Here is a 13,332-nt window from a genome sequence, read left to right on the forward strand (position 1 = left end):
AAAGCCGTTCTCCTATAAACAATGGAAATCGGCTTTTGTAATGTATTATAAACACCCCTGTTCATGTAACAAGGATTAAGATTTATTAGCTATGATCATAAAACGTTTTGAATTTGTACGGATCCCTTTTTCAGTTTTGTTTGATGCGATAAATTTTTGCAAAATGTCAAAGTCCTCTTTCGTTTCACCAAATCTTGGTATGATCGGTGTGTGTTTTAATAGGAAAATGAGGTCTTCAGGTGTTTGGTAATAATCAATCGCATCATACTCTAAGATTTGCACATCAGCAAAACCCGCATGTACTAGCTCACGGACATATTTTTCTTTTAATGTGCCGTCTTTTTCTCCTAAGCATTGCCCTCTTCCAAACGCTTCTTTTACGTTCAATTTATCATGTTCACTAACTTGCTGCGTGAAGAAGATGCCGTTCTTTTTGATCACTCTTGCTACTTCTGCCGCTACAAAAGGGGCGTGACAACTAGACACAATGTCAAAAAAGGAATGCGGAAACAGCAAATCTTCGGATTCCATTTTGCAAAATCTAACGTTTGAAACACGTGCTTTTTCTAAGTTAGACTGTGCTTTTTCTATCATTCCACTTGAATTATCAATCCCAATCATGAATAAAGCAGCCGATGCAATTTTTAGTATATTTTCTCCCCCACCTGTACCAACATCCAGCAAAACATCTGAGGGTTTGCATCTCCCAATTACTTCTTCATAAAACTCCCACGTGGCACCTTCAGTTACGCATTTGAGTTTACTAAAATCCCAGCCATTTGATCTTCCGACTGTATCATAAAAGTTTTTGTAATCTAATTCATTCATTTTGTATATCCACCTTCCAAAAGAGTATAAAGTCTAAGGTTATAAGACTTGTTCATGAAGTGACTCCCGAAACAGATTCAAAGTTTATATTTCCGAAAAAGGGCAAACTTCTCCCTTGATGGCTGGTACGCGTTTTACCCAACCCGAAAACTAATTACTTCGAACAATACGGAAAGCCATCCACTTCACCCCATTTGAAAGATTTATATTAATTATACTCTATGACATTTTTTGTGTACATTGTAAAATTCATACTATTAGATAAAAAAAAGAAACGGCATACTCACCGTTCTTTGCAATATATCGGCGCTTTTCACGATATATCGACCACTTTTTAGAATATATCAGCGCTTTTCACAATATATCGGCGCTTCGACACAATTTAAAGATTCCTCGACGATATTCGACGCAAAAGTAGTCAATCCGCTGAGCTGAATCATGCCGAAAAGTAAAGGACCTGCCTAAAAAGTGGACTTTTTAGGCAGGTCCTTTCGTAAGAAATAACGTTACATCTTCTCTCCATTCGATGCGATCACATCTTTATACCAGAAGAAAGATTTTTTCTTCTTCCGTTCCAACGTTCCAGTGCCATCATCATGCTTGTCGACGTAAATGTAGCCGTAGCGCTTCGACATTTCTCCTGTTGAAGCACTTACTAAATCGATGCAGCCCCAGCTCGTATAGCCTATCATTTCAACACCATCTTCATGTATTGCATCACGCATTGCTGCAATATGCTCTCGCAAGTAATCAATGCGATATTCATCATTGATCGTGCCATCTTCTTCGACCTGATCATAAGCCCCGAGCCCATTTTCAACTACAAAAAGCGGCACTTCATATCTATCATACAATTTATTTAATGAAATTCTTAAACCGGTTGGATCAATTTCCCATCCCCAGTCACTTGCTTTCAGGAATGGATTTTTCATACCCGACAGAATATTTCCTTGCGCTTTTTCTTGTTCCGTTTTTTCTTTTTTCTCCGTACGAGACATGTAGTAACTGAAACCAATATAGTCTACTGTATGTTGCTTAATTAATTCTAAATCACCTTCTTGCATGTCCAGCTCAATACCATGCTTTTCAAAATAAGACTTGATGAATGCTGGATATTCTCCTCTCACTTGAACATCCGTACAGAAATAATTGAACAGACGCTCTTCCTGAAATGCATACAGTTCATTTTTCGGATTACAGTCATATGAATATACTGGTGCAAACAAAATCATACAGCCTATTTTTGAATCTGGAATAATCTCATGACAAGCTTTTACAGCAATGCTGCTGGCAACAAATTGATGGTGGAGTGCTTGAAAAGTCGGCTGATATTTATCCTCCTCTTTTTTTGCTAAAAATCCAAGACTCATAATCGGCGCAACTAAACCACCGTTAATTTCATTAAATGTCATCCAATATTTCACTTTATTTTTATAACGATTGAAAATAGCGTTCACATATCTTTCAAAGAACGTAACCACTTCACGACTTCTCCAGCCACCATATTTCTTCACAAGATTTAGCGGCATTTCATAATGAGAAATCGTAACAACTGGTTCAATCCCGTGTTTCTCCAATTCATCAAACACGCGATCATAGAAAACCAACCCTTCCTCATTTGGCTCCAGTTCATCACCATTTGGGAAAATTCTTGTCCAAGCAATGGACATTCGAAAAGCTTTAAAACCCATTTCCGCAAACAATGCAATATCTTCTTTATAACGATGATAGAAATCAATTCCTTCATGGTTTGGATAAGTATATTTTGTTTTATCAATTTCAAAATTAAATCCAGGCCCTTGTAATATCTTTTTTCGTCCCTTTCCTCCTGGAAGAGCATCTGCAATACTTAATCCTTTATTGCCTTCATTAAATCCACCTTCCATCTGGTTCGCAGCGGTAGCACCACCCCATAAAAATCCTTTAGGAAATTTTCTCGTTTGTTTCTCCATTACAATCCACTCCCTCAATTTTTAACTTCATCAATACGAAATTACTAAAAATAGATTTGATCTCCTAAACTTAGATCGTTTGGTTAATCGAGTTGTTCTCCATTTGATTCAATCACTTTCTTGTACCAGTGAAAGCTCTTCTTTTTCATTCTCTTTAGTGATCCTTTACCTGCATTATCTTTATCCACATAAATATAGCCATAACGTTTTTTCATTTCCCCCGTAGAGGCGCTGACAAGGTCAATTGGTCCCCAACTTGTATATCCGATAATGTCTACTCCATCCTGGATAGCCTCAGCCATCTCTCTGATATGTTGTTTTAAATATTCAATTCGATAATCATCATTGATTTCCCCTTCAGGAGTTACCTCATCAACAGCCCCTAGCCCATTTTCAACCACAAACAGGGGCTTTTGATAGCGATCATACAACTGGTTCGCCGTAATTCGGAATCCTTTAGGGTCAATCGTCCAACCCCATTCTGATTTTTCTAGGTACGGATTTTCAATAGATCTAAATACATTCCCGCTTGTCATATTTTTTAATACTTCGGGATCCTTACTTGTTAGTCTACTTGAATAATAACTAAATCCAATGTAATCAACTATATGATTTTTCAAAATCTCTTCATCATCTTGTTCCATCTCAATCGTCAAATTATGATCTTTAAAAAATCGCTTTGCATAACCCGGATATTTACCTCGTGCCTGTACATCAATGAAGAAAAAGGACTTACGATCTTTTTCCATCGCATCAAAAATGTCTTCTGGATTACATGTATATGGGTAGGTAGCCCCCGCTGCTAGCATGCAACCAATTTTGGCATCCGGTATCATTTCGTGACAGGCTTTTACAGCAAGTGCGCTTGCAACAAGCTGGTGATGTGCTGCTTGATATTGGATTTGTGTTTTATTCTCTCCATCTTGAAATACAAGGCCCGCACCTACAAACGGCAAATGGAGAAGTATATTAACTTCATTAAACGTCATCCAGTATTTCACTTTATCTTTATATCTATTAAAAATAGTTTTGGCATAAGTCTCAAAGAAATGTACGAGTTTTCTATTTCTCCAACTTCCATATTTTTCAACCAAATGTACAGGCACATCAAAATGGGCAATCGTAACAACCGGCTCAATTCCATATTTTAATAGTTCATCAAATACATCATCATAAAACTGTAAACCTGCTTCATTTGGCTCCAGTTCATCACCATTTGGAAAAATTCGTGTCCAAGCAATCGAAACACGCAACGCCTTAAATCCCATTTCTGCAAATAGAGCAATATCTTCTTTAAAACGATGATAAAAGTCAATTGATTCATGGGAAGGATAAAATTCTCCTTCGACAGGTCTAAAGGAATTGATTTTCCCAGTCATAACTTCCCAACGTTTTTCCCCCGTTGGTAACAAATCAACCGTTGTTAATCCCTTTCCTCCTTCTAAATATGCTCCTTCTGCTTGATTAGCAGCGATTGCACCGCCCCATAAAAATCCTTTCGGAAATACGTAATTAGACATAGTAACACTCCTTTACTTCTATTTAAATTAGATGACTCCCCGCTTATTTATTCCCCAGCTCCATTAAACGTTCACCAACTGTAATTTTCTTTCCTTCTGATATCACTAGATTGTATTCATCAGGATTTGTTATCACTACTGGTGTTGTCACCTTATATCCCTCTGCTTGAATTGCCGCGATATCAAATTCAATAAGCAGTTGCCCTTTTTCTACATGAGCACCTTGTGCGATATGTGCAGTGAAATGTTTTCCACCAAGCTGAACCGTATCCATCCCAATATGAATCAACAATTCAACTCCTTGATCGCTTGTAATTCCAATCGCATGGTTTGTTGGAAATAATGCAGAAACTGTTCCGGAAACTGGCGAAAATAATTTACCTTCTAAAGGTTCAATCGCAACTCCTTTTCCAAGTGCACCCGATGCAAATGCTGCATCTTTAATAGTAGATAAAGCCATTACTTCACCGTTAAACGGGCTAGCAATCACAGTACTTTTTGCTTTCACCACAGTTTCTTCACGATTAGCATCTTTTTGTGTAACCGCTGTTTCATCAGCAGCTCCTTTTTCTTTTCCTAATCCAAATAAATAAGTAAGAATAAACCCAAGTACGAAAGAAACAACAATGGATATAATTAACCCCCAAAACGCAAAAGTGAGCCCTTCTTTTGGACTAATATAAGTTGGGATACCAAAGATTCCAAAACCGCCAATCATGTATATCTTTGCACCAGCTGCTCCTATGATTCCTCCGCCGATAGCTCCTGCAATACAGCTCATAATAAACGGCTTTTTCAAAGGAAGAGTAACTCCATAAATGGCTGGCTCTGTCACACCAAAAATACCTGAAATAAATGCCGGAATACTAAGCGTTTTCAATTTTTGTTGTTTCGTTTTTAACCACACTGCAAGAACAGCACCGATTTGTGCAAATGAAGCTCCAAACATCAATGCTAAAATTGGATCTGCTCCCATAGTGGTAATATTATTGATTGCAATTGGAACAACTCCCCAGTGCAGACCAAAAATAACCATCACCTGCCAAAGTCCACCGATTAAAAGACCTGCTACTACTGGACTTAATTGATAAACCCAAACTGTTCCATGTCCTAAAAGCTGACCAGCCCATGTTGCAATTGGTCCAATAACTAAAAATGTGATTGGTACAACTACAAGTAATGTAAGAAACGGTACTAAGAAAGTTTTCACAACATCTGGAATGATCTTTTTAAACCCACTTTCTACTTTTGCTCCGAAATAAGTCGCAAGAATAATTGGAATAACCGATGATGCATAGCTCATTAAAATAACGGGAATTCCCAAGAAAGTAATATGAATTGGTGATTCAAACATCGTGCCTGCAAATAATGTGTAAAGTGGTTTAGCAGTTGTTAATCCGGAAAGTGCTGGATAAACGAGTGCACCACCTATTGCCATACCGATGAAAACATTTCCGCCAAACTTCTTACTAGCTGTATACCCTAGGAAGATTGGGAAGAAATAAAACAGCGAATCGCCAACAGCATTTAATATTTGATACGTCCCTGAAGTATTACTCAGCCAACCTAAAGCTACTAACAGCGCATTAAAACCTTTGATCATCCCAGTTGCCGCTAAAACACCGAGAATCGGAGTGAAAATGCCAGAAATGACATCAATAAATGTATTAAATACGCCTTTACTTTTATTATCATCTGCTTCTACAGGTGCTTGTGTATGAAAACTACCAATTTCTACAACTGCTTTATAGACATCGGGCACATGATTTCCAATGACGACTTGATACTGACCACCGCTTTTCATAACAGTAACGACGCCATCCATATTTTTCAAAACATCTGTCTTTGCTTTCCCTTCATCTTTCAACTTAAAGCGCAAACGGGTGATACAATGAACAACACTATTAACATTTTCGTTACCGCCGACATTTTCAATAATGTCTTTTGCCAATTGTTCATATTTCATGATGCTCCCTACTTTCTATGATATTTTTAGAAATAAAAAACCTGAGCCAATGTGAGCACACAAAAATAGTGTGTGTATTCACATTGACTCAGGTTATGCCCAGTATTGGTAACATTCCTACGAATATTTAATTTTCAAAGAGAAGTTATTCTATCTCTTAAACTACTTTACTCTGATGCACGATAAAATTCATGTCGACTGATCACCCGATGAATATGTAATGTTAAATACACGACCTCATCGTTTGATATCACCCAATTATAGGTATTCTCCAAATAGATCTTAACTTTTTGACTACATTGAAATGCAGTTTGATATTTCTGTTTTACTTGCTCATATAGAAATTGATCATTACTTTCAGCCTCTTTTTCTTTCCGAATAAATCGTATGGAAAAGAAACGAAGATGTGTTAAAAAACGCTCGTAATTCACCGAATTTTCGTCTATTTCGATTTTGAAATGATATTTTACAATATTCAAGATGTTATTAACCATTTCAGTTGCTTGCACTGCAGCCGCCATATTTTCACTTGATAACTGACTGTTAACTAAATGTAAGGCAATCGAAGCCGCTTCGTCCTCCCCAAGCCGAATACCAGTATCACTTTCAATCATATCCAACGCTTTTAAAGCAATTTGAAACTCCTGCTTATAATACTTTTGAATTTCCCATAACAATGCATTCTTTAGCTGAATCCCTTGTTTATACCTACTAATTGCGAAACTTAAATGATCTGTTAACGCAACATATAAATATTCATCCAATTTATATGAAAGTTGAGATTGTGCATAGTTCAAGATTTTCGTAGAAATGTTCAAATATAATTCAGAAGTATCTTCCAATAATTTAGCAAGCTTCTCAGAAATTCCATGCTTCTCCAATACAAAAGTCTTCTCTATTTTTGAAGCATCAATTTCCTCTCCAACTTTCTTCTGAAAAACTAGTCCTCTACCCATGACAACAATTTCTTGATTCAATTCATTATGCGTAACAGCAACATTATTATTTAAAATTTTTTTATTTCCATTGGCACTCGTCCTCGATTGAATTATTTTGTAGACTGACTGAAAATGAAATAAAAAAAACCTAAATTTGGACACAAGAATAACCATTTCGTCATTCTCATACAAACTTAGGTTTTGCCTGCCGAACAGTAACAATCCACAATTCAATTTGTAAACGTTTTCTTTACTATATCGTATCGTTTTATACTTGTCAAGAAGACAGGGAAAACCTCTCTCTTCCCCCCTATCAACGAATGACATTAGAATTTCATAGAAGGATTCCCTTTGGACATGCTTTTGTAACTACTCAGTCACTCTATGAAAAACTGACAGAAAAGCATTTTTTAAATGGTCGAGATGGACTGGCAATGCACCGGAGCGGTCAGGGCCTTTTCCTGCCACGTGCAAAGTTTTAAAACAAAGAAAGGCAGCAATCTATATGCTGAAAAATTCTGTTTATGATAACATTGTAATCTTTCTCTCTGAATCTTGAAGCGGGGTTTCAAAACATAACAAAAACCCACAAAGAATATTCTCTGTGGTTTTTTGTCATTTAAAAGGAGCTTGAGGGGGAAGCTCGACTTGGTCAATTTTATTTTTCTAACACATCTGAACGAACTAGTTTTAAATCATCTGTTTTAATTACACCTGTGGAAGTAGATGATGGGTTAACTGTCGTAGCTGTATCCTATAATAGCCTCCACCTTTCCAGAGCTGTGCAAAAGGTGAATTTACTGTTTTATTTACAACACCAGCAACTGCTTTAGACTATATTCAGCAGTAACTTAATATGATGTTGCTGTAATCACTTTTTTTATAATTTATATCCTCTCTCCCTTCCCTTTATCACTTCGACAAAATTACAAAAATGAAATTATACTGTACATTGCTTATACTTTTTTACTTCGGCTTAATATGAACTTACTTTCGATACACTTATCTTAGTATATATATATTTCAATTTACTTTCATAAATGTTACAAAAGTCTTTCGGCCGTATTTTTTTCCTCCGGACGATCCCATCCCCCTTGTACATTTCAACTAGCGATTTAGCAGCATACGTTTGTCAAATCATAAGAAAAGCAATCCTTCCTATAAAAGAATTGCCCCCGACATGCAAGGAATTTTTTAAAAACTTCCTATTAAATACATCCACTGCATACTTACTCCTACAGTTGGAGATTATTTCAAATATACAGATTTGAGCAATGAAAGAAGGGGATTCATTTTGGATAAAAAACTAAAATTAGCATTTTCTGGCGGTGGGTTTCGGGCTTCATTTTATGCATTAGGGGGATATAAACGGCTAGTTGAATGTAAGTTGGACAGACATGTATCTAGCATCAGTTCTGTTTCTGGAGGGAGTATTACTGCTGCAGCTATTATGCTTGCCTTATATAAAGGGGGCGAATTTCGAAATGGGATTGATTTTGAAGAGCGTGTGATTACTCCCTTAGTTAAATTAGGACAGGTCGATCTTCGCACAAAATTGATTACAGACTCTTTTACAAAGCAGATTTTATCTTTGAAATCTCTTCGTGAGAAATGTAGTAACGCACTTCCAACATTACTTGATGAATACCTTTGCGGCGGCGTCCGAATGGAGGAACTACAAAACCTTCCGATCACCTGGTATTGTAATACAACTTGTTTAGATACGATGCGGATGTTTTATTTTTCAAGTGATCATATGTATGGCACATTTATAGGACAAACAAATCAAATAGATGATATCTCCGTTTCTTATGCTGTAGCTACTTCAGCGGCTTTTCCGTTATTATTTGCTCCTATGTCTTTATCAGCAGCAAATCGAATCTTTACCGATCCAGACAATCGCATGCAAGGAAGGCCATTAGAAAAATATGACACCCTTTGGTTTTCCGACGGAGGCGTTTTCGATAATATTGGAACGGAACCATTGATATTATCAGATCAGGACGTATCTGATAATACGAAACATAGCTATCCTCATCTAGCAAAGCATCGAAAAGAACCTATGAAATTTATCCCTAAAAACCCCAATGAAATATACTTAGTGTTAGATGCTTCTGCAGCTGAAAAAGAGTGGAAAGAAACTGAAAAACCAACACATTTTGAATTAAACAAACGCATTTTCGATACATCGAATAGTCAAATTGTGACATTAAGAAGGAAAATGCTGCGTAACCTAGATCCCGATACATATTCAGGATTACAGCTTATTCTTAGCAAGCCAATTCAAACTTTATTAGACTCAAGCAACAACCCTTTTTATACTGAAAATGTTTCCTTACCAGACTACCATTTTTATTCGCCTTCTTCTGATCAAGAACATATCGAAAAATTATTAGCGGGACTTCGAACGGATTTGGATGGATTCCATGATAGTGAAATTCAAACATTAATACGTGCCGGTGAAATTCGAATGGACATTGCCTTGCGAACATTACTACCAGATTATATGAAGAGTTTACAAAACATATCAGTCCCTACATTCGCATCGGAAGATATGAAACAACTTTCAGACACACTACGGTCAGGTGGAAAACATCGCTTAGCTGGCAGCCTTTTTCAAAAACTTCATGATATGAGGGAAGATTGAGGGAAGGTAAGGAAATTATTCTTACATAACATATAGGCAATTGGCGTGTGAAAAAGAGGATATAGATAAAGTGAAACTTTAATCAGTGGGGGTTTTCTTCATCCCCCACTGATTATTAGTTGAACCAATCGGGCTTTTACGGGCAGTTTATCTCCCACCTAACTTCTTTGCTTTTGCCGAATTTTGAGGTGGGAGTATTACTGCCCGTTAATGCGGGATAAATAAAGACTGATAATTTATAAAAAACATACTAAAATTAGTATGTTTTTTCATATATAAGGAACTAACCGAAAAGTGGACTTTTTAGTCAGCTCCTTCACTTTTCGATATGATTCAGTTCAGCGGATTGACCACTTTCGTGTCGAATATCGTCGAGGCGTCTTTATATCGTGTCGAAGCGCCGATATATTGTGAAAAGCGCTGATATGTTTCAAAAAGTGGTCGATATTTCGTAAAAAGCGCCGATATATTTTAAAAAGCGGTCGATATTTCGTGAAAGTGCCAATATGACACTTTACATAATATTTCAAAATTTGTTCAATATTCCATAACTCATTTTTCCAAATTTTATGCTACGATTAATTGGTAATGATGAGTAAACACTTGAACTTGGTACAATAATTGGCCATAAGTGAGAACAAAAGTTGTGAGATGAACTCATTACATTTCTAACACATTAAAGGGGAGATTACATATGAAAGCAGTAGTCGTTAATAAAAACAAAAAAGCAAACATTGAAGTTATTGATAAAGAATTGCGTCCGTTATGCTCAGGGGAAGCATTAGTAGATGTAGAGTATTGCGGAGTTTGTCACACTGACTTACACGTTGCGAATCATGATTTTGGTAACACAGATGGCCGCATCCTTGGTCACGAGGGTATTGGTATTGTAACGAAAATTGCTGATGATGTTACTTCACTTAAAGTTGGTGATCGTGTAAGTATCGCATGGATGTTCCAATCTTGTGGCCGTTGTGAGTATTGCGTAACTGGTAGAGAAACATTCTGTCGTGAAGTTAAGAATGCTGGTTATTCAGTAGATGGCGGCATGGCTGAACAATGTATCGTTACTGCTGATTATGCGGTTAAAGTACCAGAAGGATTAGATCCTGCCCAGGCATCATCAATTACATGTGCAGGCGTAACTACATACAAAGCTATTAAAGTATCAGGCATTAAACCTGGTCAACCTATCGTAATCTACGGTTGTGGTGGATTAGGTAACCTTGCGATCCAATATGCTAAAAATGTATTTGGTGCAAAGGTAATTGCAGTAGATATTAATGACGACAAATTAGCATTAGCTAAAGAAGTTGGTGCTGATATAACAATCAATCCAATTACGCAAGGTCCTGCTGATAAAATGATTCAAGAGACGCTTGGCGGCGCTTATGCTGCTGTCGTAACAGCGGTTTCTAAAGTAGCCTTCAACTCAGCAGTTGATGCAGTACGTGCTTGCGGTAAAATAGTTGCGGTCGGTTTACCAGTAGAAACGATGGACTTAAACATTCCACGACTTGTACTAGACGGAATTGAAGTAGTTGGTTCTCTAGTTGGTACTCGTATGGACCTAGAAGAGGCATTTATGTTCGGTGCAGAAGGCAAAGTCGTGCCAGTTGTTCAAACTTGCCCACTAGATGACGTACAAAATGTATTCGAAGACATGGAACAAGGTAAGATCCAAGGTCGTATGGTAATCGACTTTAAACAAAACAAATGTAATTGCGGTTGTAAATAATTTATAAACAATATGATCAAAAAACAAAAAGTACGGTTTCAATTTTGAACACCGTACTTTTTTCTCGTTATCTCAACCAATTGACAACATCTTCAGCAACTTCATTCGGTCTATCCCAGTGCATTAAATGCCCCGTTTCTTTGTACAACTTAGTCGTTATATCGATATGTTTCTTAAATTCAGCAACCTGCAATTCTCTTATTTTTAAATAATCATGAGGAAGATCACAATACAATAAGAGTATGTCACTCTTAACCTTGTGCAACTTCAACGTTTTATACACTGTATACTGAAATTTAACTACACCTCTAGCCGTATTACCAGTAGCGTGCCATTTCACTTTCCCATCTTCTTCTCGCATTAAATCATACACAGCACTTTCTATCAATGGTGACCATCTGCTGTAAGCCTTTTTTTCTGATTGGATAAATTCTTCTTTACTATCAAAAATATATTCATCAAAATCTTTTTCGTAGTGGGTAATTTCCTCTTCTAACGAGCGCGGTGGAACGTCTCCCTCTTTTGCCTCTTTATATAATTCCGCAAAATAATTCCTATTCATCTCACCATGATGATAACCGCCATCTAAAAGAACCATTTTACGAACCTTTTTCGGACATTCCGCTGCGTAGTGAAGCGCAACACTCGCTCCCCATGAATGTGCTACTATATGAAATGTCTCTCTTCCAATCTTCTCGAGTAATGCTACTACCCAATTTGGTGAATAACCCCTCCTTATCCACCTTACGGTCTGATTGAAGAAGAGGCTTCCTGTTTCATAGACCGTTGCATAGCAGGGGGACCCACTGCGTCTTACACAGTCTCCACAGGCGTAGATTATACTGTTCGGACATAACCTTGCCCTACAGTTTGTAGACTTTAGTTTGTGGCAAGCAATTCTTCTAATCCTTTTTGTAAGATGTTACGGCTCGCGTTATAGTCCCGATCCAATACCGTTCCACACTTTGTACAAATGTGAGTACGAATAGAGAGAGACTTCTTCACACGATTCCCACAAACAGAACAGTCCTGTGAAGTATACTGCGGTTCTACTTTAATGAGTACACCGCCATGATTTTCACATTTGTAAGCAAGCATGTTTCGAAACATTCCCCACCCAGCATCAGAAATAGACTTCGATAATTTTCTATTTTTAACCATGTTACGAATATTAAGATTTTCTACAACAATAACAGAATGCTCTTTCGCTAAATTATAACTGAGTTTATGAAGAAAATCTCTGCGCTGGTTCGCTACTTTTTCATGTAGCTTGCGAACACGCCGGGCTTGTTTTATGAAATTAGCAGAACCTTTTTTCTTCTTAGAAAGTTTTCGCTGTGCTTTCTGTAGTTGCTTTTCTTTTTCACGGAGAAATCTAGGGTTTTCAAACTCTGAACCATTAGAAAGAACGGCATACTTATGTAATCCCACGTCAATTCCTATCGCACGATTGGTATCGATATCAGATGGTACCACTTGTCTTTCGACACAGAAAATAGCGTACCATCTTTTCCCTTGACGTTTGAGAATCAGTTGCTTAATTGCTCCTTCGAGTGGTCTATGAAGTAGGATTTCTATTTCTCCCAATTTTTTATTGTATAACTTACCGTGATCAGAGAAAGACATTGCATAACGATGCTTTCCGTTTGGTTTGAATCCAAATTGCGGAAACGTCATACTATTGTAGTCTTTATACTTTTTCTGTTTTGGATACTTTGCATCTTTACGAAAGAAATGATCAAA

Annotated in this window: 8 protein-coding genes and 1 pseudogene; 2 read left to right on the plus strand and 7 right to left on the minus strand. The window is 37.1% G+C overall.

Translation table 11 applies throughout. The annotated features are described in order from the left end of the window. Window positions 1–75 precede the first annotated feature (75 nt). From BR72_RS24220 to licT, 5 genes are all read right to left on the minus strand, one after another. Window positions 76–828 carry a class I SAM-dependent methyltransferase gene (locus BR72_RS24220; RefSeq protein ID WP_035437953.1) on the minus strand — a complete coding sequence of 251 codons (753 nt, stop codon included), beginning with the start codon at window positions 826–828 and terminating at the stop codon, window positions 76–78. Between the two features lie 506 nt (window positions 829–1,334). Continuing rightward, window positions 1,335–2,780 carry a glycoside hydrolase family 1 protein gene (locus BR72_RS24225; RefSeq protein WP_035437955.1) on the minus strand — a complete coding sequence of 482 codons (1,446 nt, stop codon included), beginning with the start codon at window positions 2,778–2,780 and terminating at the stop codon, window positions 1,335–1,337. An 83-nt stretch (window positions 2,781–2,863) separates the two neighbouring features. Beyond that, the gene (locus BR72_RS24230) at window positions 2,864–4,300 is read right to left on the minus strand and encodes a 6-phospho-beta-glucosidase (RefSeq protein ID WP_035437957.1); all 1,437 of its coding nucleotides are present in this window, start codon (window positions 4,298–4,300) and stop codon (window positions 2,864–2,866) included. A gap of 43 nt (window positions 4,301–4,343) precedes the next feature. Beyond that, on the minus strand, window positions 4,344–6,266 hold the full coding sequence (locus tag BR72_RS24235) for a beta-glucoside-specific PTS transporter subunit IIABC (protein ID WP_035437958.1): 1,923 nt from the start codon (window positions 6,264–6,266) through the stop codon (window positions 4,344–4,346). Between the two features lie 167 nt (window positions 6,267–6,433). Then, on the minus strand, window positions 6,434–7,378 hold the full coding sequence (gene licT / locus BR72_RS24240; RefSeq protein WP_081904993.1) for a BglG family transcription antiterminator LicT: 945 nt from the start codon (window positions 7,376–7,378) through the stop codon (window positions 6,434–6,436). Window positions 7,379–8,498: 1,120 nt separating this feature from the next. Here licT and BR72_RS24245 point away from each other — a divergent pair. Continuing rightward, the gene (locus BR72_RS24245) at window positions 8,499–9,851 is read left to right on the plus strand and encodes a patatin-like phospholipase family protein (RefSeq protein WP_035437960.1); all 1,353 of its coding nucleotides are present in this window, start codon (window positions 8,499–8,501) and stop codon (window positions 9,849–9,851) included. A gap of 694 nt (window positions 9,852–10,545) precedes the next feature. Further along, entirely contained in the window at window positions 10,546–11,589 is a 1,044-nt protein-coding gene (gene adhP / locus BR72_RS24250) for an alcohol dehydrogenase AdhP (RefSeq protein ID WP_035437962.1), read from the plus strand. Window positions 11,590–11,656: 67 nt separating this feature from the next. Here adhP and BR72_RS24255 read toward each other — a convergent pair. Next, window positions 11,657–12,307 (minus strand): annotated as a pseudogene (locus tag BR72_RS24255) (alpha/beta fold hydrolase); the annotation flags it as partial. A gap of 161 nt (window positions 12,308–12,468) precedes the next feature. Continuing rightward, a partial coding sequence (locus BR72_RS24260; protein WP_035437965.1) for an RNA-guided endonuclease InsQ/TnpB family protein occupies window positions 12,469–13,332 on the minus strand: 864 nt, incomplete at its 5' end.

Source organism: Bacillus sp. UNC322MFChir4.1, assembly GCF_000746135.1.
In the GTDB taxonomy this organism is placed as follows: domain Bacteria; phylum Bacillota; class Bacilli; order Bacillales; family Bacillaceae_G; genus Bacillus_A.

What these genes read in the sequence shown, in the direction of transcription:
- adhP (WP_035437962.1), top strand. Translation starts at nt 10,546, where the DNA reads ATGAAAGCAGTAGTCGTTAATAAAAACAAAAAAGCAAACATTGAAGTT.
- BR72_RS24225 (WP_035437955.1), bottom strand. Translation starts at nt 2,780, where the DNA reads ATGGAGAAACAAACGAGAAAATTTCCTAAAGGATTTTTATGGGGTGGT.
- BR72_RS24235 (WP_035437958.1), bottom strand. Translation starts at nt 6,266, where the DNA reads ATGAAATATGAACAATTGGCAAAAGACATTATTGAAAATGTCGGCGGT.
- BR72_RS24220 (WP_035437953.1), bottom strand. Translation starts at nt 828, where the DNA reads ATGAATGAATTAGATTACAAAAACTTTTATGATACAGTCGGAAGATCA.
- licT (WP_081904993.1), bottom strand. Translation starts at nt 7,378, where the DNA reads ATGGTTATTCTTGTGTCCAAATTTAGGTTTTTTTTATTTCATTTTCAG.
- BR72_RS24230 (WP_035437957.1), bottom strand. Translation starts at nt 4,300, where the DNA reads ATGTCTAATTACGTATTTCCGAAAGGATTTTTATGGGGCGGTGCAATC.